The sequence below is a fragment of the Aquabacter spiritensis genome, assembly GCF_004346185.1.
GTDB classification, from domain to species: domain Bacteria; phylum Pseudomonadota; class Alphaproteobacteria; order Rhizobiales; family Xanthobacteraceae; genus Aquabacter; species Aquabacter spiritensis.
The window spans coordinates 188,415-213,993 of record NZ_SMAI01000004.1; the positions used below are offsets into that span (position 1 = coordinate 188,415).

Annotated in this window: 24 protein-coding genes; 10 read left to right on the forward strand and 14 right to left on the reverse strand. The window is 70.4% G+C overall.

The genetic code is table 11. The features are described 5' to 3' along the window. Window positions 1-50 precede the first annotated feature (50 nt). The gene (locus tag EDC64_RS08985) at window positions 51-1,901 is read right to left on the reverse strand and encodes a M3 family oligoendopeptidase (RefSeq protein WP_132030947.1); all 1,851 of its coding nucleotides are present in this window, start codon (window positions 1,899-1,901) and stop codon (window positions 51-53) included. A 142-nt stretch (window positions 1,902-2,043) separates the two neighbouring features. On the opposite strand from EDC64_RS08985, the gene EDC64_RS08990 reads away from it, so the two are divergent. The 4 genes from EDC64_RS08990 to EDC64_RS09005 all read left to right on the forward strand — a co-directional run bounded on the left by EDC64_RS08990 (window position 2,044) and on the right by EDC64_RS09005 (window position 7,562). Further along, window positions 2,044-2,718 (forward strand): response regulator transcription factor, encoded by a 675-nt coding sequence (locus tag EDC64_RS08990; RefSeq protein ID WP_132030948.1) that lies wholly within the window; start codon window positions 2,044-2,046, stop codon window positions 2,716-2,718. Window positions 2,719-2,869: 151 nt separating this feature from the next. Next, a complete protein-coding gene (locus EDC64_RS08995; protein ID WP_132030949.1) occupies window positions 2,870-4,843 on the forward strand; it encodes a L,D-transpeptidase scaffold domain-containing protein in 1,974 nt (657 codons plus the stop codon). 403 nt (window positions 4,844-5,246) lie between these two features. Beyond that, window positions 5,247-6,755, forward strand: coding sequence for a peptidoglycan L,D-endopeptidase MepK (gene mepK, locus EDC64_RS23695; protein ID WP_245504611.1), 1,509 nt, complete (start codon window positions 5,247-5,249; stop codon window positions 6,753-6,755). Between the two features lie 426 nt (window positions 6,756-7,181). Further along, window positions 7,182-7,562, forward strand: coding sequence for a DUF2794 domain-containing protein (locus tag EDC64_RS09005; protein WP_132030950.1), 381 nt, complete (start codon window positions 7,182-7,184; stop codon window positions 7,560-7,562). Window positions 7,563-7,583: 21 nt separating this feature from the next. Here EDC64_RS09005 and EDC64_RS09010 read toward each other — a convergent pair whose 3' ends face one another. From EDC64_RS09010 to argB, 3 genes are read right to left on the reverse strand one after another with little or no spacing between them, the layout of a single operon-like run. Next, the gene (locus EDC64_RS09010; RefSeq protein ID WP_132030951.1) at window positions 7,584-8,429 is read right to left on the reverse strand and encodes a GNAT family N-acetyltransferase; all 846 of its coding nucleotides are present in this window, start codon (window positions 8,427-8,429) and stop codon (window positions 7,584-7,586) included. After that, window positions 8,426-9,130: a pyrimidine 5'-nucleotidase gene (locus tag EDC64_RS09015; RefSeq protein ID WP_132030952.1), complete on the reverse strand. Its 705-nt coding sequence runs from the start codon at window positions 9,128-9,130 to the stop codon at window positions 8,426-8,428. The genes EDC64_RS09010 and EDC64_RS09015 overlap by 4 nt, the downstream gene beginning before the upstream one ends. A 1-nt stretch (window position 9,131) precedes the next feature. After that, a complete protein-coding gene (gene argB / locus EDC64_RS09020; protein WP_132030953.1) occupies window positions 9,132-10,037 on the reverse strand; it encodes an acetylglutamate kinase in 906 nt (301 codons plus the stop codon). Window positions 10,038-10,349: 312 nt separating this feature from the next. Here argB and EDC64_RS09025 point away from each other — a divergent pair, with 312 nt between their 5' ends. Genes EDC64_RS09025 through EDC64_RS09035 form a run of 3 tightly spaced genes read left to right on the forward strand, consistent with a single transcriptional unit; the run spans window position 10,350 to window position 12,853 of the window. Continuing rightward, window positions 10,350-11,486: an alpha-D-ribose 1-methylphosphonate 5-triphosphate diphosphatase gene (locus EDC64_RS09025; protein ID WP_245504612.1), complete on the forward strand. Its 1,137-nt coding sequence runs from the start codon at window positions 10,350-10,352 to the stop codon at window positions 11,484-11,486. 56 nt (window positions 11,487-11,542) lie between these two features. Then, on the forward strand, window positions 11,543-12,235 hold the full coding sequence (locus tag EDC64_RS09030; protein ID WP_245504613.1) for a DUF1045 domain-containing protein: 693 nt from the start codon (window positions 11,543-11,545) through the stop codon (window positions 12,233-12,235). A gap of 3 nt (window positions 12,236-12,238) precedes the next feature. Next, complete coding sequence (locus EDC64_RS09035; RefSeq protein ID WP_132030955.1) at window positions 12,239-12,853, forward strand: LbetaH domain-containing protein; 615 nt, start codon at window positions 12,239-12,241, stop codon at window positions 12,851-12,853. Here the strand turns inward: EDC64_RS09035 and EDC64_RS09040 are convergent, their stop codons facing one another. The 8 genes from EDC64_RS09040 to EDC64_RS09075 all read right to left on the reverse strand — a co-directional run bounded on the left by EDC64_RS09040 (window position 12,854) and on the right by EDC64_RS09075 (window position 21,689). Then, window positions 12,854-13,768 carry a methyltransferase domain-containing protein gene (locus EDC64_RS09040; RefSeq protein WP_132030956.1) on the reverse strand — a complete coding sequence of 305 codons (915 nt, stop codon included), beginning with the start codon at window positions 13,766-13,768 and terminating at the stop codon, window positions 12,854-12,856. A gap of 48 nt (window positions 13,769-13,816) precedes the next feature. Continuing rightward, the gene (locus tag EDC64_RS09045; protein WP_338023394.1) at window positions 13,817-14,182 is read right to left on the reverse strand and encodes a DUF1850 domain-containing protein; all 366 of its coding nucleotides are present in this window, start codon (window positions 14,180-14,182) and stop codon (window positions 13,817-13,819) included. Then, the gene (locus EDC64_RS09050) at window positions 14,179-16,224 is read right to left on the reverse strand and encodes a TRAP transporter permease (RefSeq protein ID WP_245504628.1); all 2,046 of its coding nucleotides are present in this window, start codon (window positions 16,222-16,224) and stop codon (window positions 14,179-14,181) included. The genes EDC64_RS09045 and EDC64_RS09050 overlap by 4 nt, the downstream gene beginning before the upstream one ends. Window positions 16,225-16,433: 209 nt before the next feature. Beyond that, window positions 16,434-17,375 carry a TAXI family TRAP transporter solute-binding subunit gene (locus EDC64_RS09055; protein WP_132030958.1) on the reverse strand — a complete coding sequence of 314 codons (942 nt, stop codon included), beginning with the start codon at window positions 17,373-17,375 and terminating at the stop codon, window positions 16,434-16,436. A 127-nt stretch (window positions 17,376-17,502) separates the two neighbouring features. Then, the gene (locus EDC64_RS09060) at window positions 17,503-18,771 is read right to left on the reverse strand and encodes a hypothetical protein (RefSeq protein ID WP_132030959.1); all 1,269 of its coding nucleotides are present in this window, start codon (window positions 18,769-18,771) and stop codon (window positions 17,503-17,505) included. A 130-nt stretch (window positions 18,772-18,901) separates the two neighbouring features. Continuing rightward, on the reverse strand, window positions 18,902-19,879 hold the full coding sequence (locus EDC64_RS09065; RefSeq protein ID WP_132030960.1) for a Bug family tripartite tricarboxylate transporter substrate binding protein: 978 nt from the start codon (window positions 19,877-19,879) through the stop codon (window positions 18,902-18,904). Between the two features lie 35 nt (window positions 19,880-19,914). Further along, window positions 19,915-20,319 (reverse strand): AtuA-related protein, encoded by a 405-nt coding sequence (locus tag EDC64_RS09070; protein WP_132030961.1) that lies wholly within the window; start codon window positions 20,317-20,319, stop codon window positions 19,915-19,917. Beyond that, window positions 20,316-21,689 (reverse strand): acyclic terpene utilization AtuA family protein, encoded by a 1,374-nt coding sequence (locus EDC64_RS09075; RefSeq protein ID WP_132030962.1) that lies wholly within the window; start codon window positions 21,687-21,689, stop codon window positions 20,316-20,318. The genes EDC64_RS09070 and EDC64_RS09075 overlap by 4 nt, the downstream gene beginning before the upstream one ends. Before the next feature lie 104 nt (window positions 21,690-21,793). Here EDC64_RS09075 and EDC64_RS09080 point away from each other — a divergent pair, with 104 nt between their 5' ends. From EDC64_RS09080 to EDC64_RS09090, 3 genes are all read left to right on the forward strand, one after another. Further along, window positions 21,794-22,723, forward strand: a complete 930-nt coding sequence (locus tag EDC64_RS09080; RefSeq protein WP_132030963.1) for a LysR family transcriptional regulator — start codon at window positions 21,794-21,796, stop codon at window positions 22,721-22,723. Between the two features lie 54 nt (window positions 22,724-22,777). Beyond that, window positions 22,778-24,022, forward strand: a complete 1,245-nt coding sequence (locus EDC64_RS09085) for a glycerate kinase type-2 family protein (RefSeq protein ID WP_132030964.1) — start codon at window positions 22,778-22,780, stop codon at window positions 24,020-24,022. Window positions 24,023-24,232: 210 nt separating this feature from the next. Further along, the gene (locus EDC64_RS09090) at window positions 24,233-24,847 is read left to right on the forward strand and encodes a GNAT family N-acetyltransferase (RefSeq protein WP_132030965.1); all 615 of its coding nucleotides are present in this window, start codon (window positions 24,233-24,235) and stop codon (window positions 24,845-24,847) included. Here EDC64_RS09090 and EDC64_RS09095 read toward each other — a convergent pair whose 3' ends face one another. Further along, window positions 24,848-25,177: a DMT family transporter gene (locus EDC64_RS09095; RefSeq protein ID WP_132030966.1), complete on the reverse strand. Its 330-nt coding sequence runs from the start codon at window positions 25,175-25,177 to the stop codon at window positions 24,848-24,850. It abuts the gene before it with no gap. Between the two features lie 7 nt (window positions 25,178-25,184). Continuing rightward, complete coding sequence (locus tag EDC64_RS09100; RefSeq protein ID WP_132030967.1) at window positions 25,185-25,514, reverse strand: DMT family transporter; 330 nt, start codon at window positions 25,512-25,514, stop codon at window positions 25,185-25,187. Window positions 25,515-25,579 lie beyond the last annotated feature (65 nt).

Here is a 25,579-nt window from a genome sequence, read left to right on the forward strand (position 1 = left end):
CTGAAGCCGGCGAACGCTCGGACGGGGACGCCGTCCGAGCGGGCCGCGGCTCAGGCGCCGGCCGGCGCGTCCGCCGGCGCCTCGGTCTGCTCCAGCTCGGTGATCATGCTGTCGATCAGATCGAGCCCGGTCTGCCAGAAGGCGGGGTCGCGGGCATCGAGCCCGAACGGGGCCAGAAGCTCGGCATGGTGCTTGGTGCCGCCGGCCGCCAGCATCTCCATATAGCGCTCCGCGAAGCCCTCGGAGGCACCCTCATAGACCGCATAGAGCGAGTTCACGAGGCAGTCGCCGAACGCATAGGCATAGACGTAGAAGGGCGAGTGGATGAAGTGCGGGATGTAGGTCCAGAAGGTCTCGTAACCGGGACCGAGATGGATGCCCGGGCCGAGGCTCTCGCTCTGCACGTCGAGCCATAGCGCGTTGAGCTGCTCGGCGGTGAGTTCGCCGCGGCGGCGCTCGGTATGGACCAGACGCTCGAAGGAATAGAAGGCGGTCTGGCGCACCACCGTGTTGATCATGTCCTCGACCTTCTGGGCGAGCATGATCTTGCGGGCCTGCGGGGTCGCCGCCTGCGACAGCAGCTTGCGGAAGGTCAGCATCTCGCCGAACACCGAGGCGGTTTCCGCGAGGGTCAGCGGGGTCGGCGCCATCAGCGCGCCCTGACGACCGGCGAGCACCTGGTGCACGCCGTGGCCGAGTTCGTGGGCGAGCGTCATCACGTCGCGCGGCTTGCCCTGATAGTTCAGCAGCACATAAGGGTGGACCGAGGGCACGGTCGGATGGGCGAAGGCGCCCGGCGACTTGCCCGGGCGTACCGGCGCATCGATCCAACCGCGCTCGAAGAAGGTGCCGGCGATCTCCGCCATGCGCGGCGAGAAGGCGCCATAGGCGCCGAGCACGGTCTCGCGCGCCTCGCTCCAGCCGATGTCGCGGGTCTCGACCTTGGGCAGCGGCGCGTTGCGGTCCCAGAATTCCAGCTGGTCCTTGCCGAACCACTTGGCCTTCAACGCGTAATAGCGATGCGACAGGCGCGGGAACGAGGCGCGGATCGCCGCGACCATCGCGTCGACCACCTCCTTCTCCACCCGGTTGGCGAGATGGCGCGACGCGGCGACGTCGTCGAAGCCCCGCCAGCGGTCGGAAATCTCCTTGTCCTTGGCGAGGGTGTTGGTGATCAGGGTGAACAAACGCAGATTCTTCGCGAACACCTCGGCGAGCGCCTGGCCGGCCGCGCGGCGGACCTCTTCCCGCGGATCCTGCATCAGATTGAGGGTGGGCTCGATCGCGAGCTCCTGCCCGTTCACCTGGAAGCGCAGGCTCGACATGGTCTCGTCGAACAGCCGGCCCCAGGCGCCGCGCGAGGGGTGCGACTTTTCGTGGAACAGTTGCTCGATCCGGTCTTCGAGCTGATAGGGCCGGTCCTTGCGCAGATCCTCGACCCAGGGCCGGTAATGGCCGAGCGCCGGCGCCGCCATGGCGGCCTCGAGCGCGTCGTCCTCCAGCCGGTTCATTTCCAGGGTGAAGAACAGGAGGCGGGTCGAGACGTCGGTCAGACGCTGCTGGATGTCGCCGTAGAATTTGGCGCGCGCCGGATCGGACGTATCGCCGGCATAGACCAGGCTGCCATAGGAGCCGATGCGGCCGAGCAGATCGTCGATCTCCTCGTAACGCGCGATCGCCGCGCCGAGCGCCGCGCCGCCGTCCGGACCGGCCAGCAGATCGGCGAGCTTGCCCTTATAGGTCGCCTCGAAGGCGGTGCAGTCGGCCTCGGCACGGTCGAGATCGGCCGTGAGCTCGGGCGCGGCCATGCCGGAATAGAGGTCGGCGAGATTCCATTCCGGCAGGCCGTCCGAGCGGGTGGCGGGGGCGGGCTCGGCCGCGGACGTCACTGTGGGGGACATGGCACCTCCGGGCGGATCGGAAACGGGAGCACGTCTCTTAAAGCGCGAATGTCCGGGAGGGAAGGCGGCTTCCGGCGCCGGCGCTTAGACCTCTCTTAACCCCTCCCGGCCAAGCTCCGCAGAATCAGGGGAGCCGTGTTTCATGGGTGCGCGTATTCTCATCGTCGAGGACGACCCGCTCGAAGCGGCGCGTCTGGAAGGAATCCTGTCGGGCCTCGGCCATGCCTGCACGGTCGCCGAAGACGGCGATGCGGCGCTGCGGCTGATCGCGGGCGCGGCGTTCGACTGCATCCTGCTCGATCTGGTTCTGCCCGGGCTCGACGGGATGGGCGTGCTCGGACGTCTGCGGGCGGCGGGCAACCCGGTGCCGGTCGTCGCGGCGGTGACGCCGATGGGCCTCGACGCCGTCGAATCGGCGCTGAACGCGGGCGCGCGGGACTTCGTCGTCAAGCCGGCGGGCCGGCTGCGGCTGCAGGTGTCGATCGCCAATGCGGTCGGCGCGCGGGCGCCGGCGCGCCCCGGCTCCGCTCACGATTGCGTCAGATGGCCGGGCCCGGTCCTGGTCGCCGAACGGCCCGCCGAGATCGATCCGGAGGCCGGCGCGAGCCTGCCTTTGCGCGACCGAAACGGCCATGCCCGGCCCTTGGCGCATCTGGAAAAGGCCATCGTCGCGGCCGCCGTCGATCTCTATGGCGGGCGCATGAGCGAAGTGGCGCGCCGGCTCGGCATCGGCCGCTCCACCTTGTACCGCCGCTTCGGCGCGCCGCTGCCCGACGTGCTGGAACACGAGCCGCCGCTGTCCGTTGCGGCCGAGTGACACCCCGGCAAATCCCGGCGGCGCGCACGGTTTTGAATTGAACCGGGCGCCCGCGGGTGCAAGCTCGCGCGGCGTGCGGGCGCAGGTTTCGAATTGGACCGCCCATCGTCGCGCCGCGGGCGCGGCGGCGGAGGGCGGGATGGAGTGGCCGATGGCCCATCGTGGAACGAGTTCACTGTGCGCGTGGGTGGTGGCCCTGGGGCTCGCGACAGGCTTTGCCGGCCCTGCGCCGGCGACCGAGGGCGCGGCGGCGAGCGGCCATGCCGGCATGGGCACGGCGGATCTGCCGCCGGCCGCGACCGGCGAGGGCGCACCGCACCATCTCACCGGGGAGGCGCCGCGCCCCGGCGATGGCGCCGGCTCCGGCGCGGCGGGGCATCGCGCCTCGGACACGGTGCCGCCGCCCGCACCCGCGCTCCGCGCCCCCGACCCCGTTCCGGTGATCGCCGATCTTCCGCCGGAGCCGGCGCCCCCGGTCGGCCTCGATCCGCCCGCGCGGTCGCCGCAGGGCGCCAAGGCGGAAGCCCCGGCCCGCGACGCGGCCCAGGATCCGGCGAAGCCGGAGGTCGCGGCGGTGCCGGAAGATCCCGAGGCGCCGCTGAAGGCGGCCATGGCGCGCCTGCTCGCGGCGCCGCCGGTCGCGCCCGGCAAGGAACAGGAGGCGCTGGCGGCCTTCTACGGCGCGCGCAGCGACGCCCCGGTCTTCGTCGATGCCGGCGGCTATACCGCGCGGGGCAAGGCGATCCTGGCGCGGTTCGCCGCCGCCGCGGACGAGGGGCTGGAGCCCGGCGCCTATAAGAGCGTGAAGCTCGCGCCCGGCGCCGCCCCCGATACCCTCGCCCAGGCCGAATTGCGCCTGGCGGCGAGCGTGCTGCTCTATGCCCGCCACGCCCAGGCCGGCCGGTTCGACCCGGGCCGGATTTCCGGCATGGTGACGCCGACCCGCACCTTTCCCGATCCCCTCGCGGTCCTGACCGCGCTCGCCGCCGCGCCGGACGCAGGCCGCGCGCTCGCCGGCTACAATCCGCCCCATCCGGGCTATGCGGCGCTGCGCCAGAAGCTCGCCGCCGCGCGCTCCGGTCCGCCGCCGCGCCCGCTGGCGCGGATCGCGCCCGGGCCGAGCCTACGGCCGGGCGAGAGCGATCCCCGCGTGCCGGCGCTGCGCGCCCGGCTGGAGGTCGCCGGCGCCAAGGGTGATCCGCGCTACGACCGCGACCTCGTCGCGGCGGTGCGCACCTTTCAGAGCCGCAACGGCCTCGAAGCCGACGGCATCGTCGGCGCGGCGACGGTGGAGGCGCTGAACCTCGTCGAGGATCCCGCCGAGCGGGTGGCCGACCTCATCGTCAATATGGAACGCTGGCGCTGGCTGCCGCGCGATCTCGGCGCCGCCAACGTCATGGTCAATATCCCGGAATATATGGTCCGGATCCGCCAGGACGGCCGGGTGATCCACGCCACGCGGGTGATCGTCGGCAAGCCAGAGACGCCGACCCCGCTGCTGACGCACGACATGGAATATGTCGTCATCAACCCGGCCTGGAACATCCCGCCCACCATCGCGCGCAAGGAGATGCTGCCCAAGCTGCGCGCCGACCCGTATTTCCTCGCCCGGCAGGGCATCGAGATCACCCGCAACGGCCGCGTGCTCGACCCGGCCTCGATCAATTGGAATGCCGGGCTCGGCGGCTATTCCTTCCGCCAGCCGCCCGGCGAGCGCAATGCGCTCGGCCGCATCAAGTTCATGTTCCCGAACGACCATTCGGTCTATCTGCACGACACGCCGTCGCGGAACCTGTTCGCCAATGACCGCCGCATGTTCAGCCATGGCTGCATCCGGGTGCAGGACCCGCTGGTGTTCGGCGAGGTGATCTTCAGCCTCGGCCTCGGCAATGACAGCTGGACCGAGGACCGCATCGAGCAGGCGTTCGGCGGCAAGGAGCGCTACATCAATCTGAAGCACCACATCCCGGTCCACCTGGTCTATTTCACCGCCTTCGTCGACGAGGCGGGGCGGCTCAGCGTGCGGCCGGACATTTACGGCATCGACGCCCGCACCAAGGCGCTGCTCGGCCTCTCCGAGCCGCAGCACGTCGCCTCCGGCAAGCCCAAGACGGCGACACGCTGAGCCCGGCGACGCGCTGAGGCCGGCGACGCGCTGAGCCCGGCGACGCGCTGAGCCGGGCCACGCGCGCCGCCGCTGCCCGGCATGCCATGCCTTGCGCCGGGCACGGTTTCGCTTAAGATTGTGTCAACCATGCCACAAAGAACCCGCCCCCCCAACCGCGGGCGGAAGGCGAATTTTCCTTATCCAGCGACGACTTGGCCTTGCGTGTGACATTTTTATCACACGGAACCGGCACGATTTCGCCATAGTCCGCGCCTACTCACGGCAGCGTGACCGGCGCGAAGACGTGGAAAACGTCCCCGTTTCGGCCAGGGAGGGACGGGCGTCAACACGCCCTTAACCGAACCCGACAAGACTCTCTTGAGCTTCGCGTCGCGCGCCACGGTGCGCGACAGAGACCGACTTGAGCCGCGGGTTCGCGACATTGCCGATCATCCAGCAGATCATTGCCCCGCTCCGCGCCCTCGCCCGATCCGGCGCCGCCTCGCGCCGGCTGCGGGCCGCGCTTGCCGCCCTCACTTTGGTGGTCGGCGGGACCACCTCGCTCCAGAACGCCACCGCCAACGGCGATACGCGCACCCTGGAAATCCAGAACATGCATACCGGCGAGCGCGGCGTCTTCACCTTCCGGAAGGACGGCCGCTATGACGAGGCGGTTCTGAAGAAGCTGAACTGGATGCTGCGCGACTGGCGCAAGGACGAGCCGACGGACATGGATCCGGAGCTGTTCGACCTGGTCTGGGAGGTCTATCGGGAGGTCGGCGCCAAGGAGCCGATCCATGTGGTGAGCGGATATCGCTCGCCCTCCACCAATTCCATGCTGCGCTCGCGGTCCAAGGCGGTTGCCCAGCAGAGCCAGCATACCCGCGGCCGGGCGATGGATTTCTACATTCCCGGCGTCAGCATCACCGAATTGCGGGTCGCCGGCCTGCGCATGCAGCGCGGCGGCGTCGGCTTCTACCCGACCTCCGGCTCGCCCTTCGTCCATATGGACACCGGCAGCGTGCGGCACTGGCCGCGCATGACCCACGACCAGCTCGTGAAGGTGTTCCCGGACGAGAAGACCATCCACGTGCCCTCCAACGGCAAGCCGCTCGCCAATTACGAGGCGGCGCTGGCGGAGCTGGAATCCGGCCGCAGAAACACCGCCGTCGCCTCCGCCGATCCGGGCAAGGGAATCCGCCAGTTCTTCGCCTCGCTGTTCGGCAAGAGCGTCGACCAGGAAGAGGACGAGGCGGTGGCGGACGAGACGCCGGCCCCCAAGGTGGCGCCCGCGCCGAAGGCGGTGCAGGTCGCCGCCGTCGCCGAGACGCCGGCCGAGGCGCCGCGTGCCGCTCCGGTCCGGGTCGTCGCGGCGCCGCTGCCGACCTCGCGTCCCGCCGAGATCGCCGCGGCCATCGTGGCCGCCCAGGCGGTCGTCGCCCCGCTCCCGAGGGCGCCGCTGCCGCTCCGCCGTCCCGCCACCCAGCTCACCGCCACCCAGGCCCCCGCCACGCAGGTCGCCTCCGCGACCGTTCCGCCGCTGCCGGCGGTGATCACCCGCGGGTCGAAGGTGATGCCGGACGGAATTCTGGCCTACGCACCGTCCGGCGATCTCGATCCGCAGCGTCCGCTGACGCACGACATGATCGCCGCCCCGGCGATCCAGGCCCGCCAGCGGATCCGGACCGCGGAAATTCCCTTCGGCCGCTTGTTCCTCGGTCCCTCGCTGGCGCAGGAGACCTATCTGCGCCTGCCGGAACTGCGGGTCTTCGCCAGCTTCATGACGGCGCCGCGCGAGATCGTGGCCGCGGGCTTCTCCGATGCCGGCCCCGGCCTCTCGACCACCCGCTTCTCCGGCCCGGCGCTCGCGGCCCTGCCGGTCTACACGTTCGGCACGCCGGCGGTGCGCCTCACCCAGCGCCTGCCCTGACCGGCCGGCGCGGGCCATCCTTCGCCACATAGCCTTTCGCATGCGCGCGCCCGCCGGCCGGCGGGCGCTTTCGCCGTGGCGCGGGCAATAAAAAAGGCCGCTTGCGCGACCTCAGAAGTTTGGTTTTGGTTATGTGCAGCAGTGGCCGGTCCGCTCGTCACCCCGGGGGGCTGGGGGGCTGGGATAGACCGGAGCAACCGCGAACCGGCCCTGCTACGGGAGTGAAGATGCCCCCCGCCATGGGCGAGGACGGGGCCGAAAAACGACCATAGTGTGATTTTCGTTGACGAGGCTGTGAGGGGACGTTCAGCCGGCTTCCGAACCGGCTTGTCAGAATCCCGGCGGGGCGCGATCATGCGCGGGCCGGCCTGCGGATCCGCAGGGTCGGCCGTCCGGTCGCCGCCAGGCGCCGCTCACGGAGGCCCGATGGGAGACGTCGAACCTATACGCCAAGCGGGCGCCGGGTCGCTTCCCGCCAGCCCGCAGGCCGCACCGGCGCCTGCCGCGACCCCCCGCGTCACCTTCACCCGTGCCGAACTCGACCGAATCCTGGATCTCTACGGCCGCATGGTCGCGGCCGGGGAATGGCGGGATTACGCCATCGATTTCCTGAAGGACAAGGCGGTCTTCTCGATCTTCCGCCGGTCTCTCGACGTGCCGCTCTACCGGATCGAGAAGGATCCCAAGCTGGCGCGGCGGCAGGGGGCATACAGCGTCGTCTCGCAGACGGGCCTGATCCTGAAGCGCGGCCACGAACTGCCGCGCGTCCTCGCCGTGCTGGAAAAGCCGCTGCGCGCGATCGGCTGACGGCGTCGCCGCGGGGCGGCCTCAGCCGAGTTCGAGGCTGGTGATGCCGTAGATCCGCGCCAGCGGCAGGCCGGGGGCGTCGCCGCGATACATCCGGGCCGTCTCGAACACCGGGGAAAGCCCGGCCTCGGCCGCCAGGGTGCGGGCCGCTTCGTTCGGCTCGGGGACGTCGAGGAACAGATCGCTGCCGGGATCCGCCGCATGGGCCGCGCCGGAGAGCGCGCCATACAGCGCCCAGGCGGTGGCCTCGTCCACCGCGAACAGCGGGCCGATCTTGTGACCGTGCCGGCAGCGCCGCACCACGCCATAGCCGAACACCTCGCCCTCCGCGCGTGCCACGAGGGCCGCCCCGTCCGGCGGGGCGAGCCATTTCTCCAGGAAGAGCGGGCGGTCGAACAGGAAGTGCCTGCGGTCGAAGCCCAGCACCGCCGGAAGCGCCGCCATGTCGATCGGGCCGATGCCGTCGATCTTGGGGAAGGCCGCCGATTTTCCGCCGAATCGGATGTTGCGGTGGGCGAGGGCAAAGCCAGCGCGGGCATAATTGTCCTGCTGCGCCACGACGCCGTCGAGCCCGAGGGTGCGCGGTCCGAGCCGCTCCAACGCGGCCTGCCAGAGCTTGAAGCCGTAGCCCCGGCCCCGCAGGTCCGGCCGGCAGATATAGAGGCCGAGGAAGCCGAACCCCGCGCCATAGGCGGTTGCCGCGATCACGGCCGCGAGATCCTCGCCCTCGAACAGGCCGAGAAAGCCGTCGGCATCCTGCGCCCGGAAGGCGGTGGCGTCGTGGAGGCCGGGATTCCAGCCCTCGGTGGCCGCCCAGTCGATGGCGAGGTCCACCTCGGCAGGGGTCAGGGTCCTGATTTCAGTCATGTGCCTGCCGAAATCCCTTCGAGAAAGCCCGCGAGATCGTGGGTGACGTGGTCGACATAAGCGGCTTCGCGGCCTTCGAATTCCCAGCTCTGGTCGGCCGCGATGCGCTCCCCGGGGGGAATGACGAGCACGGTCGCCATGCCGAGGCGGTGGGGCACTTCGAGATTGCGGGCGAGGTCCTCGAACATGGCGGCGCGGGCCGGCGCGACGCCGTGGGCGCGTAGAAAGCGCTGATAGGCTTCCTCGGTCGGCTTCGGGTGGAACTCCGCCGCCACGATGTCGTGGATCGCCGCGAAATGCCCGCCGAGGCCGAGCTTCTCCAGGACGTTGGTGGCGTGGCGCTCGGAGCCGTTGGTATAGACCAGCTTCGTGCCCGGCAGCAGCTCGATCGCCGCCGCGAGGCGCGGCGAGGCGTCGAGCCCGGAGAGATCGAGCTGGTGGACGTGTTCGAGGAACGGCGCGGGATCGACGCCGTGCTCTATCATCAGGCCGCGCAGCGAGGTGCCGTAACGGCGGTAATAGTCCTTCTGGACCAGGAACGCCTCGTCCGGCGTGATGCCGAGAAGCCGCGCCACATAATCGCGCATGCGGGCGTCGAGCTGCGTCCAGAGGTCGTGCTGGGCGGGATAGAGCGTGTTGTCGAGGTCGAAGACCCAGGTCTCGACCTCGGCGAAGCCGCGCGGCGCGGGGGCAGGGGGCATGTCAGCGGGTGATCAAGGTGCCGGCCCCGAGGTCCGTCAGCAGTTCGAGCAGGACGGCGTGCGGCACCTTGCCGTCCAGGATGACCACGCCCTCGACGCCCTGCTCGAGGGCGTAGATGCAGGTCTCCACCTTGGGGATCATGCCGCCCGAGACGGTGCCGTCGGCGATCAGCCGGCGGGCCTCGGCGATGGTGAGCTGCGGGATGAGCTGCTTGTCGCGGTCGAGCACGCCCGGCACGTCGGTCAGCATCAAAAGCCGCTTGGCGCCGAGCGCACCGGCGATCGCCCCGGCGAAGGTGTCGGCATTGACGTTGTAGGTGCCGCCGTCGGCCGCCGCCGCCACGGGGGCGAGCACCGGGATCAGCTCGCGCCCGAGGATCTGGTCGAGCACCATGGTGTCGACCCGGTCGGGCTCGCCGACGAAGCCGAGATCGACCACCTGCTCGATCTTGCTGTCGGGATCGACGATGGTGCGGCTCGCCTTGCGCGCCACCACCATGTTGCCGTCCTTGCCGCACAGGCCGATCGCCTTGCCGCCGGCCTCGTTGATGAAGCCGACGATCTGCTTGTTGATCGAGCCGGCGAGCACCATCTCGACGATCTCGACCGTCGCCTTGTCGGTGATCCGCAGCCCGGCCGCGAATTCCGACTTGATGCCGAGCTTGGCCAGCATCGCGCCGATCTGCGGCCCGCCGCCATGCACCACGACCGGGTTCACGCCGGACTGTTCGAGAAGGACGATGTCCTCGGCGAAATTGCGCGCCACGGCCTCGTCGCCCATGGCGTGGCCGCCATATTTGACCACCACGATCGCATCGTCATAACGCTGCATGTGGGGAAGCGCCCGGGCCAGGACCTCGGCCTGAAGCTGGCCTTGCGCGTCGATGGGAGTAGGGTGCGCGCTCATGGCAGGATCCTTCTTCGTCCGGCGGCGGCGTCCTCATAGACCATTGCCGGGGAAAGTTGAATGCCTCCCGTGAATGCCTTTCTTGCGGCGGGCCATCGCCGGACAGGAACCGCGCGATAGGGGCGAGGGCCTTGCAATGGCCGCGCGCCTCTGTTCCGATCCTCCGGTCTCACGCTCATCGCGCGCAGGAGTGGGGGCGGCGCTGCGCCGCGCTTCAAGCTCTGTCGCGTGCCGGGCCACCCGTCGCGACGCGTCATGCCGCCGTCATGGCGGCGTGACACAGCGGGCGCCGAGGGGCCCAGGAAGATTGCCGTGTCCGAGACCATCCTGACCAATACCCGCCTTGTGTGCGACGACCGGATCCTGGACGGCACCCTCCTCGTGCGCGACGGCCGGATCGGCGCGGTCGAGGCCGGCCGCTCGGCGCATCCCGCCGCGGTCGATTGCGACGGCGACTATCTCGCGCCCGGCTTGATCGACCTGCACACCGACGCGCTGGAGGGCCATTTCGTCCCCCGCCCGAAAGTGGTGTGGCCGGATCCGCGCGCCGCGGCGCTGGCCCACGACGCCCAGACCGTCGCCTCCGGCGTGACGACGGTGTTCGACGCCATCTGCGCCGGCGGCTTCGACCAGGCGAAATCGATCCGCCGCGAGCTGTTCGGCGTGATGCTCGACGCGATCGCGGCCGGCCGGCCGCTGTTCCGCGCCGACCACCGGATCCATCTGCGCTGCGAACTGACCGATCCCGACGTGGTCGCGCTGGTCGCGCCGGAACTGGCGCGCCCGCAGCTCGGCCTCGCCTCGCTCATGGACCACACGCCCGGCGCCCGGCAATGGCGCAACGTGGCCCATTTGCGGACCTTCCTCCTCGGCCTCGGCAAGAGCGCGGAGGATGTCGAATATGAATTGTCCGAGCGCGCGGCGCGCGGCCGGGCGGCGGTGGCGGGCAATTTCGACCGGCTCGCGGCGCTGCTGCGCGACACCGGCATCGTCCTCGCGAGCCATGACGACACGACCCCGGCCCATGTCGATCTGGCGCGCGGCGCGGGGTGCACGATCAGCGAATTCCCGACCACGCAGGAGGCCGCCGCCGCGGCCCGTGCCGCCGGCCTCACCACCATCGGCGGCGCGCCGAACGTGGTGCGCGGCGGCTCGCATTCCGGCGGCGTCGCGATGGGGGACCTCGCGACCGCCGGTCTGCTCGATGCGCTGGCCTCCGATTATGTCCCCGCCAGCCTGCTCCAGGCGGTGGCGGTGCTGGCCGATCGCGGCGGGCGCGGTCTGCCGGCCGCGATGGCGCTTGTGACCGCCGCGCCGGCGCGCATGGCCGGGCTCGCCGATCGCGGCCGGCTCACCCCCGGCCTGCGGGCCGATCTCGTGCGCTTCCGTCTGGTGGAGGGCACGCCGGTCGTGCGCGAGGTGCTGGTGGAAGGCCGCCGGGTGTTCTAAATGGCGCCCTGGCCGACGTCCCCGCCGCGCTGCCGGCGCTGACCAAAGAGGTGCCCGTGCGCTACGCCGTCTATCTCGCGCCGCCGCCCGACACGCCGCTCTGGACCTTCGGCTCCGCCGTGCTCGGCTATGACGCGGCCACTGGGCGCGACGTGCCGCCGCCCGACCTCGCCGGCTTCGATGCGCCGACCTGGGCGGGACTCACCGCCGAGCCCCGCCGCTACGGCTTCCACGGCACGCTGAAGGCGCCGTTCCGGCTCGCCGAGGACTGCCGGCCGGAGGATCTGGCGGCGGCGCTCGCCGCGCTCGCCGACCAGCATCACGCCTTCGATCTCGGACCGCTGGAGGTGCGCGAGCTGGGCGCCTTCATCGCTCTGGTGCCGGGGGGCCCGGCGCCCGCGCTGGAGGATCTCGCCGGCTGCGCGGTGGTCGATCTCGACCCGCTGCGCGCCCCGCTCACCGCGGCGGAAATGGCCCGGCGCCGGCCCGAGGATCTCTCGGAGCGCCAGCGCGACCATCTTCTCGCCTATGGCTATCCCTACGTGCTGGCAGACTTCCGCTTCCACATGACCTTGACCGGGCCGCTCGACGCGATCGACCGGCCGCGCGCGCTGAATTCGCTCGCGGCGGCCTATGCCGCTTCGGGCGCGGACCAGCCGCTGCGGGTCGCCGACATCGTCCTGTTCGCGCAGGAAATGCCGCAGGACCGCTTCCACGTGCTCGACCGCTTTCCGCTGCGGGGCGCCTGAGCGATGCGCCCCCTCGGCCCCGAACCGACCATCGATCCGCAGGCGCACGTCACCGCGAGCCGGCTCGGCCGCTATACCGAGATCGGTCCCCGGGTGCGGCTGCTCGACGTCGAGATGGGCGATTATTCCTATGTCGCGCGCGATGCCGAGATCGCCTATTCCGGCATCGGCAAATTCTGCTCCATCGCGGCGGCGACCCGGATCAATCCCGGCAACCATCCGATGTGGCGCGCCAGCCAGAGCCATTTCACCTATCGCGCCGCGGCTTATTTCGAAGATGCCGAGGACGAAGACGATTTCTTCGCCTGGCGCCGGGCGCACCGGGTGGAGATCGGCCATGACGTGTGGATCGGCCACGGCGCCGTCGTGCTGCCGGGGCGGACCATCGGCAGCGGCGCGGTGATCGCCGCGGGCGCCGTCGTGACCAAGGACGTCCCGCCTTACGCCATCGTCGCCGGGGTGCCGGCGCGCGTGGTCAAATGGCGCTTTCCCGAAGCGATCGGGGCGCGGCTGATCGCGCTCGCCTGGTGGGACTGGAGCCATGACCGGCTGCGCGCGGCGCTGGCGGATTTCCGCCATCTGCCGATCGAGGCGTTTCTCGACCGGCACGGCGGATAGTCAGCGCTCCGGCGTGTCCGTCTCCGGCCTATCCTTATCGGGAATATCCCGTGCCGGCTGCTCGATCGTGCCGAGCGCGTCGGCGAGGCGCATCTTGGCGGAGCCGGGCCGCAGCGGCTTCTGCTGGCTTTCGTGCGGCACCCAGCCGGAGAGCCAGACGATCTCGAACGTCACCCGCACCCTGCCGTCCGGGTCCGAGAAGCGCGCGGCATAAATCTCGGCCGCCCGCAGCAGCGTCGCCCGGCGCAGCGGCACCCGGCGCCGCTCGGCGAGCGCATTGGCGGCGCCCATGCGGCGCAGATCGGCGAACACGGCGAACGGGGTGGCATAGCGCACCGTCACCCGGTCGATGTCGGTGACCGGCAAGGCGAAGCCGGCACGCTGAAGCAGGGCGCCCAGTTCGCGCACGTCGACGAAGGGCGCGACCCGCGGCGAGAGGCCGCCGGTGGTCTCGCTCTCGGCGACCGCGAAGGCTTCGCGCAGCTCGGCGAGGCTTCCCCCGCCGATCATGGCGGCGAGGAACAGGCCGTCCGGCTTCAGCGCGCGGCGGATCTGCGCGAAGGCGCCGGGCAGATCGTTGACGCTCTGGAGGGCGAGGGCGGAGACGACGAGGTCGAGCGCGGCGTCGGCGAACGGCAGCGCCTCCTCGTCGGCGACGAGGCTGGGCCGGTCCGCGGCGAGGGGCGCCGCCCGCACCAGCCGGCCAATGGCCGGGGCGCCGGCGAGCGCCTGCGCCACCGCGCCGGTCGGCGTGCCGAGATCGAGCGCGACGGCGAAACTGCGCTTCACCGCGCCGACCCGCTCCGCGAGGTCGCCCGCTGTGCGGGCGAGCAGGAAATCGGCCGGCCCGAGCGCCGCGGCGCGGGCGAGGCGTCGGCGCAGCAGCGGCCGGTCGAAGACGAGGGGAAAAGCCATGGCGGGGATATAGGACGCCGCGCGGCGGAGGGGAACAGCCGCGCCGGTTCAGTCGCAGGGGCGCAGCGCCACCGGGTCCGCGTCGGCGGGGACGAAATCGGACATCGGCCGGCATTGGCCCGCAATGCACACGCGGTAATCGGCGGTCGCCCCGGAGCGGCGCAGGATCAGTTCCGCCTGCGGCGCGAGCGCGGGATGGGCGATGTAGCGCCCGTCCCGCAGCACCGCGTCGGGCGGCGGCTCCATGCCGGCGCCGGAGCCGGAGATGCGCATTTCGGCGAGGACCAGACCGGCCGGAGTGGCGCGCCAGTCTTCCTCCCACACGGTCTTCTGCACCGAATGGGTCCAGGCCAGGGTCAAGGCGGCGGCGAGCCGGACGCTGGTTCCCGCCGCGACGAGGCAGATCAGGCTCACGCCCGACGCGCCGCCTCGGGCGCCGCCCGCTTGGTGCGCCAATAATGCCAGGCGAGGAAGGCGATCGCGGCGGCGAAGCCGATCTCGTCGGTCAGCGGCAGAGCGGCGATGAGGGTGGCGGCGGCGCCGAAGGCGATCAGGCGTTCGACCAGGCTGATCGGTCCCAGGAGATAGCCGGTCGCGGTGCCGGCCCAGAGGATGATGGCGAGGACCGCTTTCACGGTGACATAGGCCACCGCCGGCCAGAAGCCGATCACCGCGGCCATCGGGTCGCCGTCCTGCAGCATGAGGGCGGGGGCATAGACCGCCATGAACGGCACGACATAGCCGGCGACCGCGATCCGGGTGGCGGTGACCGCGATGAGCTGCCCCGACACGCCCGCGATCGGCGCCGCGGCGAAGGCGGCCAACGCCACCGGCGGGGTCAGGTCCGCCATGATGCCGAAATAGAATACGAACATGTGGCTGACGATCAGCGGCACGCCGAGCGACAGCAGCGCCGGCCCGGCGATCGCGGCGGTGATGATGTAGTTCGGGATCGTCGGCAGGCCCATGCCGAGCAGCAGGCACGCGATCATGGTCAGGATCAGCGAGAGCATCAGCGAGTTCTCGCCGACCGCGACCACGAAGGTGGCGAAGGTGGTGGCGACGCCGGTCAGCGTGAAGACGCCGATCATGGTGCCGACCAAAGCGCAGGCGACGCCCACCGGCAGCGCGTTGCGGGCGCCCTCGGCCATGCTGTCGAGGCTGATCTGAAGGGTCTCGCGCCCGCCTTTCATGAAGGCCAGAATCACGACGAGGACGGCGATGGTGAGCGCGACGATGTTGATGCCGAACTCGAAGAAGCTCGCCGAAATGATTCCGAGAACCACCCAGAACACCACGCGGAGCGCGGTGACGTTGAGGCGGCGGGCGATCGGCGTGCCGAGCACGATCATCGCGGTGAGCGCCAGCCCGACCGTGCCGGCGAACAGCGGCGTGTAGCCGGAAAACAGCATCCAGACCAGGACGGCGAGCGGGGCGAGCAGGTACCAACGCTGCGTGAACGCCTTCCAGGCGCTCGGGCATTCGGACTTCGGCAGGCCGACCAGACCGTGCTTGCAGGCCTCCAGATGGACCATGCAGAAGACGGTGAAGAAATAGAGCATCGCCGGAATGATCGCGGCGGTGGCGATGTCGGCATAGGGAACGTCGATGGTCTCCGCCATGATGAAGGCGACCGCGCCCATCACCGGCGGCATGATCTGCCCGCCCATCGAGGCGGTGGCCTCCACCGCGCCGGCAAAGGCGGGCTTGTAGCCGAACTTCTTCATCAGCGGGATGGTGAACTGGCCGGTCGTCACCACGTTGGCGACGCCGGATCCGTTGATCGTGCCCATCAAAGCGGAGGAGACCACCGACACCTTGGCCGGGCCGCCGCGGGTGTGGCCCACCGTGCCCATGGCGAAGTCGTTGAACAGCTGGATCATCCCCGCCCGTTCCAGGAACGAGCCGAACAGGATGAACAGGAAGATGAAGGAGGAGGAGACGTAGGTCGGCGTGCCGTAAATGCCCTCGGTGCCGAGGAACATCTGGTCGACGACCTGGGAATAGTCGAACGGCCGGTGATCGAGCGGGGCGGGCAGGTATTCGCCGAACAGGCCGTAGAGCAGAAAGCCGCCGCAGATGATCGGCAGCGACGCCCCCATCAGGCGCCGCGCGCCCTCGAACACCAGAATCACCGCGATCGTGCCGACCACGATGTCCATCATGTTGGGATCGCCCGCGCGCTGGATCAGCGCCACGTAGAACACCCAATGATAGAGGCCGACCGCGAAGGAGAGCAGGCCGAGCCCCCAGAGCACCGTGCGCATCGGTCCGCGCGCGTGGTTGCCGGCGATCGTGAACACCATCAGCAGCAGGAAGCCGACATGGACCGAGCGCACGATCTGGCTCGCCAGCGGGCTCCAGGCGGCGGTGATGAGCTGGAAGGTGGAGAAGGCGACGGCGATCCAGAACACCGCCTTGCCGAGGGCGCCGGGTCCCCAGGCGAGGTCCATCATCGCGTCGTCGACCACGACATGGGCTTCATTCTTGGCCGGGGCGGGGGCCACGGAGGACGGTGTCGCGGACATCGGCGGTGCCATTTCGAGAGGAGCGCCGCCCCAAGAGGAGGCGGCGCGAACCGGGGGGCCGCGCCGCGAGCGGCGCGGTGAGAAGGTGACGCGCCGCGGGCGGCGCGCCGGAGGTCACCCGGACACAGGCAGGAGCGTCAGTTGGTGACGCCCTTTTCCTTGAAATACTTCGCCGCGCCGGGATGGAACGGCACGGGCGAGCCCTTCATGGCGTTCTCGACCTTGATCGACTTGGCGGCGGCGTGGGCCGCGGCGAGTTCGCCGAGATTGTCGTAGATCGCCTTGGTCATGGCATAGACCGCCTCGTCCGAGAGATCGGCGCGGGTAACGAGGAAGTTGGGCACGGCGGCGGTGGCGACGTCGGCGGTCTGGCCCTCATAGGTCTTGGCCGGGATGGTGGTCGCGAGATAGGGCGCCCCCACTTTCTCGATCACCGCGGCGGGAACCTCGACGACGGTGATCGGCACCGAATTGGCGAGGTCCTTGATCGAGGCGACGCCGAGGCCGGCGGACTGCAGGGTGGCGTCGAGCTGGCGGTTCTTCATCAGCTCCACCGATTCCGCGAACGGCAGATATTCCACCTTGCCGAGATCCTCGTATTTGATCCCGGCGGCGTTGAGGATCGCGCGGGCGTTCAGCTCGGTGCCCGACTTCGGCGCGCCGACCGACAGGCGCTTGCCCTTCAGATCGGCGAGCGTCTTGATGCCGCTGTCCTTGGACGCGACGATCTGGATGTAGTTGGGATAGATGCCGCCGAGCGCGCGCACCTTGGTGAGCGGCGCCTTGAAGCCGGCTTCCTCCTTGCCCGCCGCGCCGTCCGCGAGGCTGTCGGCCAGCGTGAAGGCGATCTCGCCTTTGCCACCCTGGATGAGAACCAGATTTTCGACCGAGGCCTTGGTCGCCTGAACCGAGGGGCGGGTGTCCTTGACCTTCTCGGTCAGCACCTTGGAGATGGCGACGCCGAGCGGATAATAGACGCCCGAGGTTCCGCCGGTGAGGATGTTGACGAATTCCGCCTTGGCGGCGACCGGGGCCACCACGATGGCGGCCGAAAGCGCGATGCTGGCAAGTCTGAACATTGGCGATCCTCCCTGTCTGTCAGCTTGCCGCGAGGCTAACGCCTTTGCCGCCAAAGGCCAGAGGTTTTGACCGCGACGAAAGTCGAATCTTCCGCTGGGGAAGATGGGGCGGGATCCGCGCCGGGGCTCAGAAATCCTTCTTCGGCACCGCGCCGCGCTGCACCGCCTTGGCCGAAAAGATCTCGAACAGCCCGGCATTGCGGGCGCAGCCGTCGAGCGCGGAGGAGGGGCTGACGGCGATGCTGTATTTGGTCGAGGAGAGCATTGCGGGGAATTCCGTCATGGCCTCGTCCCACAGCGCATTGAGGTTCGTCTCGCTCTTATAGGCCGCTTCGAGCGCGCTCATGCGCCGGCGGAACGCGGCCATCTGGCCCTCGGTGAAGGGCGGGCCGCTGACTTCCTGGAACGCCTGGGTGCAGGCGAGCACGCGGGCATAGAGGGTGTAGGTGTATTTGAGCTTGCTGATCTGGTCGGAGCGCGCCTTTTCGGTCTCGGCGCCGACCAGGCTCGGCAGGTCCTTGGCGTTCCATTGGCTGCGCAGCGTCACCAGAGCGGCGGGGGGCAGGGCGATCTTGCGGGCGGCGCGGGCGAGCGCGGGATAATCGAGCGTGCGCAGCATTTCGGCCGCGTCCAGCGCCGCCTGGACCAAAGCGGGCTGGGACAATTGCTTGACGCGGAAGCAGTCGGAGCGCTCCGCCGTGGGATAGCGCAGCCGCGGCGCGGCGGTCTTGTCGGCGTCCGGCAGGCTGCGCAGCGCCGTCTCGACCGCCTCGTAGAAGCCGTGCAGCGCGAGGCAGGTCGATTTCAGCTCGCCCGGCTCGAGCTTCGCCGCGCCGGCCGCCTTGAGCCGGGCGAGGGCGGCGTCGTAGCCGGCCGCCTGGAGGCAGCGCAGCAGGCTCTCGCGGCTGAGGCCGTCGAGATCGATCTCCACGGCATAGCGGCGCCCGGAAATCTCCGCCGCCAGATATTGGGTCGCGGCGGCCTGGAGCAAAGCGATCTGGGCGAGGCCGGTGAGCGCCTTGGTCTGCTCGGCGAAGTCCGCGCGTCCCGCCGGATCGAGATCGGCGGTGACGAGGAAGAAGCCGCCCGCGGCCCGGTCGGGCGTGTAGCGCCACTGGCTCGGGAAGGCGATGATGCCGGGCGCGCTGCCTTTGTCGATGAAGGTGGCGGCGAGGATCACGTCGAGGCCGGAAAACAGCGCCACCGCCTCGAGCGTGCCGCCGCCGACCCGCGACGTGTCGACCAGCGGGCCGATCATGCCGTCGGCGCGGCAGACATAGGCGAAGCCGATCGTGCCTTCGGCGCTCTTGGAGAGCGGCAGGGAGACCGTGTCCGCCGCGGCGCGGGCGGGCAGGCCCAAGGCCAGAACGAATACGCAGACAAGCACGCGCCACATCGCCGTTCGACCTCAAGCTGAAACTTGAGCGGAAGCTGGCACGGGACCAACGCGGGAGCAAGTGCCCGGCGCGTGCGCCGGGCCGGGCGGCCTTGGGGCCGGGCTTAGGCGGGGTTCGCGCGCCCGCGCCTCATTCCGGCTCGATGCCGGCGGCCTTGGTGATTTCGGCCCATTTCTTGGTCTCGGACTGGACGAAGGCGGCGAGCTGGGCGGGGGTCGAGGAGGAGGGCTCGATGCCCGCGCTGACCAGCGCCGCGGCGACGGTCTTGTCGCCCATCGCCGTCACCAGCGCCTTGTTCAGCGTGGCGACGACGTCCGCGGGGGTCTTGGCCGGGGCGAAGGCGGCGAACCAGGCGGTCAGCTCGTAGCCGGCGATGCCGGCCTCCCGCATGGTCGGCAGATTGGGCGCGAGCGCCGAGCGCTCCGCGCTCGACACGCCGAGCGCCTTCAGCTTGCCGGCGCGGGCGGCGGGCAGGGTGGTCGAGATGTCGGCGAACATCAGGCTGATCTGCCCGCCGAGCAGGTCGCTCACCGCCTGGGGATTGGACTTGTAGGGGACATAGAGGATGTCGACGCCGGCCTGCGACTTCAGCATCTCCACCGCCAGACGCGAGGAGGTGGAGCCGGCGCCGAAGCTCAGCTTGCCGGGATTGGCCTTGGCATAGGCGATCAGTTCCTGGGTGGTCGCCACCGGCACCGCGGGATTGACCACCAGAGCGAGGGTGATGGTGCCGAGCGTGGTGATCGGCTCGAAATCCTTGACGTGGTCGTAGGACAGCTTTTTCACCAGCGCCTGGTTGGAGGCGTGGGTGGAATTGGAGGTGATGAGCACGGTGTAGCCGTCCGGCGCCGCGCGGGCGACCTGGGAGGCGGCGATCTGGCCGTTGGCGCCCGGCACATTCTCCACCACGACCGGCTGGCCGAGCTGCTGCGACACGCTCTGGCCGACCACGCGGGCGAGCGTGTCGGTGGCGCTGCCGGCGCTGAACGGCACGACGAAGCGGATGCTCTTGGTCGGGAAGGTCTCGGCGCCGGCCGGCACCGCGCCGGCGAGCAGCAAAGCGAGGCCGCCGGCGAGGCCGGCACGGCGTGTGATCGAAATCGGCATTTTGTTTCCTCTAGTGTTTTAAGTCGTTTTGGATGTCAGGTGGTCTTGAACGCGGCTTCCAAAGCGCGGAGCGGGTCCTCGGGGGCGGCCGGAAGGTCGCGCAGCGCGGCGAGGATCGCGGCGCTCGGTGCCAGTTCCAGAGCGAGGAGATGGAAGGACAGCGACTTGCCGTGGCCGTCGAGGCCGAGCGAGGCGTTGACGCCGCCGTCGAGCACGTCGTCGAGCACGAAATTGAAGGCGGCGAGGTTCGGCAGGTCATAGCGCACCACGCGCGACGGCCGGCGCGCCGCGAAATGGGCGGCGACGCGCGCCGGGGTGAGCCCCTCCGCCAGAACCGGAAAGGCGCGCGGCGTGCGGCAGATCACGGCGATGTTCAGCCGGTTGCCCTTGTCGCCGGTGCGGGCGAAAGCGAGCTGGCGCAGCAGGATCGGGCCGGTCATCGGGGCGCTCCGTAAAGTTCGGCGCGCGGCGCGGAAAACTCCCGCTCCACCAGGCAGGAGGCGCTTGCGAGGCGCGGCACGAGATGGCGCCGCACCCCCGCACCGCCCGCCGGGCCGGCGCAATAGAGCCCCTCGACCTCGTCGAGCAGCAGATCGAGCGCCGCGCCGTCCTCCGACTGGGCGGCGAAGCGCAGCCGCACGTCATCGGCGGCGGCGGACGGGAACAAAGCGCCGAGGGTCGCGCCGGGCGTGTCGTTGAACAGGCTGGCGATGCCGATGGCGTCGATCCGCAGCGCGAGGCCGGGTGCGCGCCGTGCCATGCGCGCGCGGATCACGTCGGCGGCGAGCCGGGCGCGGGCGGCGGCGTTCGGGCCGGCATAGGAAATCTCGGCCTCGGCGAGAAAGCCCGCCGCGAAGCAGACCGTCGCCTTCAAGGTGTCCGGCCGGGGTTTTCCGCGCGCGCCGCTGACTTTTACCCGGTCCGGGCCGATCGCGGCCACCGCCACCCCGGTCAGGTCCATGACCACGTCGGGGGTCAGATAGGCCGCCGGATCGTGGATCTCGTAGAGCATCTGCTCGATCACCGTGAACCGGTCGATCCGGCCGCCGGTGCCGGCGGGCTTGGTGAGGACGAAGCTGCCGTCGCGGGCGATTTCGGCGATCGGGTAGCCGATTTCGGCGAGGCCGGGCACGTCCTTGATGCCGGGATCGGCGAAATAGCCGCCGGAGACCTGGCTGCCGCATTCCAGGAGGTGGCCGGCGAGGGTGCCGGCGGCGAGCAGGTCCCAGTCCGTATCGCCCCAGCCGAAGGCATGGATCAGCGGCCCGAGCGCCAGCGCGGGATCGGCGACGCGCCCGGTGACGACGATGTCGGCGCCGAGATCGAGCGCCTCGGCAATGGCACCGGCGCCGATATAGGCATCCGCCGAGGTGATGGCGCTGCGCCCGGCGAGCAGCGTGCCGCCGGTCTCGCGCGCCGCGAGATCCGCCGGGCCGAGCCGGGCGGTGAGGTCCGAGCCGGTGACGACGCCGATGCGCGGCGACAGGCCGGCGGCCTGGGCGAGGGCGGCGAGGCGCGCCGCCGCGGCCTCGGGATTGGCGGCGCCGAAATTGCCGACGATGCGGATGCCGGCTTCGAGGCAGGTCGCGAGCACCGGCGCGATCAGCTTCTCCATCGCCGGGCTGTAGCCCTTCGCCGGATCGGCGCGGCGCGCCAGCTGGCACAGCGCGAGGGTGCGCTCGGCGAGGGTCTCGAAGATCAGGAAGCGGGGGCCGTCGAGCTGCGCCAGAGCGGCGGCGACGGGGATCGCGGCATCCGTTCGGTCGCCGGCAAAGCCCGCGCCGGAGCCGATGCGCACCATGTCCACCATCCCGCGTCCTCCGTGCCGTCCCTCTGCGGGGACGTTCGGGAAGGCTGGGGGAAGATATTCATCGCGTCAAATAATGTGTATATATGATTTCATAGGATGAACATATGAATCTCACGGTCCGCCAGCTCGAAGTCTTCGCTTGCGCCGCCCGCGCCATGAGCTTCACCCAGGCGGCGCAGCAGCTCGGCATTTCGCAGCCGGCTTTGTCCGAGAGCATCCGGCGCATGGAGACCGAGCTCGGCTTCCGCCTGTTCGACCGCACCACGCGCCGGCTCGCTCTGACCCAGCAGGGCCGCGCGCTCGCCGGCCTCGCGGAGGAGGTGGCGCGCGACGTCCGCGACGGGCTGCGCGACATCGCCGAGCGCGGCGGCCGCCGGCCGCGCGTGACCATCGCCCTTCTGCCCTCGATCGCCGCCGCGCTGCTGCCGGCGGCGGCGGACGCGCTGCGCCGTTCCTTTCCGGATGCCGAGCTTTCGGTCTGCGACGTGCCGCATGAACGGGCGGTGGGGCTCGTCGAGGACGGCATCGCCGACATCGCCGTGACCATGCGGCCGGCCAGCGACCTGCTCGCCTATGAGCCGCTCGGTGCCGACCGGGCGCATCTCCTGATGCGGCGCGGCCATCCGCTCGCCGGGCGCGGGCCGATCGCCTGGGGCGCGCTGGCCGGGCACAGCTTCGTCGCGCTCGCCCGCAGCACCTCGGTCCGCAAGCTGGTGGATGGCGGGCTCGCGGCGGCGGATGTCGCGGTGCAGCCGCGCTTCGAGGTCGAGCAGATCCCCTCCGCGGTCGCGCTCGTCGCGGCCGGCCTCGGCGTCACGGCTCTCCCGGAACTGACCTTCGCCATGTTCCCGCGCCAGGGCCTCGCGACGCGGCTGCTCGTCCGCCCCCAGGTGTCGCGCGCCTTCGGCCTGCTGACGCGCGCAGAGCGCGCGCTGTCGCCGGCCGCCGCATCTCTGGCGGCGGGCCTGCGGGCGGCGGCCAATGCATCGCGGCCATTGATCGGCGGCGGCCGGACGGCTACTCAGCCGGCATAGACCGACCGCGCCCTCAGGGACCGGGATCTTCGCGAGGAGGCCGAGGGAGCAGCCATGCCGTCCGACAAAGACATTCTTCTCGCTTTGTTCGAGGCCGCGCTCGGCGCGGCGCTGCCCGAGGGCAAGTTCAAGGACCGGCTCCCGGCGCCGCCCAAGGGGCGGACCCTGGTGCTCGGCGCCGGCAAGGCCTCGGCCCGCATGGCGCGCGCCTTCGAGGCGGAATGGGGCCGACCCTGCGAGGGCCTGGTCGTCACCCGTTACGGCCATGGCTGCGCGACCCGGCAGATCGAGATCGTCGAGGCCGCCCATCCGGTGCCCGACGCGGCCGGGCAGGACGCGGCGCGGCGCATCCTGGCGCTCGCGCGCTCGGCCGGGCCGGACGACCTCGTCGTCTGCCTGATGTCGGGCGGCGCCTCGGCGCTGCTCACCGCGCCGGCGGAGGGGCTGACGCTCGAAGACAAGCAGGCGCTCAACACGGCGCTGCTGAAGTCCGGCGCCCCCATCGGGGTGATGAACAAGGTGCGCAAGGCGGTCTCGGCCATCAAAGGCGGCCGGCTCGCTGCCGCCATCGCGCCCGCGCGCTGCGTCACCTATCTGATTTCCGACGTGCCGGGCGACGATCCCGGTGCGATCGGCTCCGGCCCGACCATCCCCGAGGCGTCCGATCCCGCCGCCGTGCTCGCTTTGATGCGGCGCTACGGCGTGCCGGTGTCGCCGCAGGTGGAACAGGTGATCCGCGCCAACCGGGTGGGCGGCGATCCCCTGCCCGGGCAGGAGGTCCATATGATCGCGACCCCGTTGATGGCGCTCGAGGCCGCCGCCGCGAAGGCCCGCGATTTCGGCCTCGCGCCGCTCATCCTCGGCGACGCGATCGAGGGCGAGGCGCGGGAGGCGGCGACGGTGTTCGCCGGCATAGCGCGCTGCGCCGCAGCCCATGGCCGTCCGCTGGCGGCGCCGGGCGTGCTGCTCTCGGGCGGCGAGACCACGGTGACGGTGCGCGGCACGGGCCGGGGCGGGCGCAATGTCGAATTCCTGCTCGCGCTCGCCGTCGCCTTAAGCGGCGCGCCGGGCGTCTCGGCGATCGCCTGCGACACCGACGGGGTCGACGGGACCGAGGACAATGCCGGCGCCTGGTTCGATTCGACCGTGCTCGCCGCGGCGGAACAGGCCGGCCTCTCCCCGGTCGACCGGCTCGACGACAATGACGGCTACGGCTTCTTCGCCGCCCTCGGCGGGCTGGTGAAAACCGGCCCGACCCTCACCAACGTCAACGATTTTCGGGCGATACTGGTGCGCTGACAGGCGGCGGATGCCGCAGGCGTGCCGGCTTATGTTTTTGCAGTGCAGCAGATCTGCAAAAATTGCAGGAGCCGGCCAAGTCCCTCATTCCATAAATGAAACGGCCGTTTGAATACCACGGGCCGCCCGACCCCATACGGAAGGCGTCTTGACCCATGTTGCGCCGCACATAAGTTGAGCGCGGGGATAGGGGGCAGTGGGAGAGACGGTATGCACGCCGTGCCGCACGACACAGCACCCCCGGTCATCCGTCGCCTCTGGCCCGGAGAAGGGCCGCGGCTGCGCGATCATCTTCTGCGCCTCGACGCGGAGAGCCGCCGCACCCGGTTCGGCTCGACCGTGTCGGATGCCTTCATCGTCCACCATGCCGAGCGGGCCTTCACCGCGGGCGCCGTGATGCTCGGCGCCTTCGTCGATGGCGACCTGCGCGCGGCGGCGGAGATCTATCCCCTGACCGCCTTGCTCGCCTCCGAGGCGGAGGCCGCGTTCAGCGTCGAGACGGCGTACCAGAATCACGGCTTCGGCACGCTGCTGATGGCGCGCGTGGTTCTTGCCGCCCGCAATCGCGGGATCCGCACGCTGCAGATGAACTGCCTCGCTTATAACCGGCCGATGCAGCAGGTGGCGCGCAAGTTCGACGCGGTGCTGGCGTTCGACAGCGATTGGGTCGTGGCCGAGCTGAAGGCACCATTCCCGACCGTCTTCTCGATGGCCGAGGAGGCCGATGCCGAGGCGCGCGGCGTCGCCGGCGCGATCGTCCAGGCGCAGCGGGCGGCGGCCGGCCGCATGATGCGGGTTCTGCTGCCGGAGCCAGCGGCGGCCTGATCAGTGCACCTCGGTCTTCGACAGCAGGTTCACCATCAGCACGCCAACAATGATGAAGCCGAGGCCGACGATCGCCGGCAGATCGAGCCTCTGGCCATAGCGCCACCAGCCGATGAAGGCGACCAGCACGATGCCGACGCCCGACCAGGTGGCATAGGCGATGCCGACCGGAATGGTCTTCAGCGTCACCGACAGGCAGACGAAGGCGACGAGATAGCCGACGACCACGACGATCGTCGGGCCGATCCGCGTGAAGCTCTCGGCCGCCTTCAGCGAGGTCGTGGCGGCGACTTCTCCGAGGATCGCCAGGAACAGCGCGAAATAGTGCATTCCGCTCTCAGTGCGAGACCGATTTTGAGAGCAGGTTCACCACCAGAACGCCGGCGATGATCAGACCGAGCCCGACGATCGCCGCGAGGTCGAGCTTCTGGCCGTACAGCACCGCGCCGATGCCCGCGACCAGCACGATCCCCACCCCCGACCACAAAGCGTAGGCGATGCCCACAGGCAGCGTGCGTAGGGTCAGCGACAGGCAATAGAAGGCGATGGCGTAGCCCACCACGACGATGATGGAGGGAAGGGGCCGCGTGAACCCTTCCGCCGCCTTCAGCGCGGACGTGGCCACGACTTCCGCGACGATGGCGACGAACAGGATCAGATAGACCATGGCGCCATCAAGCGGGACGGCGCGGGCCGTGTCAATGGCGGTAAAGCCTTCGCGCGGTGGACTTT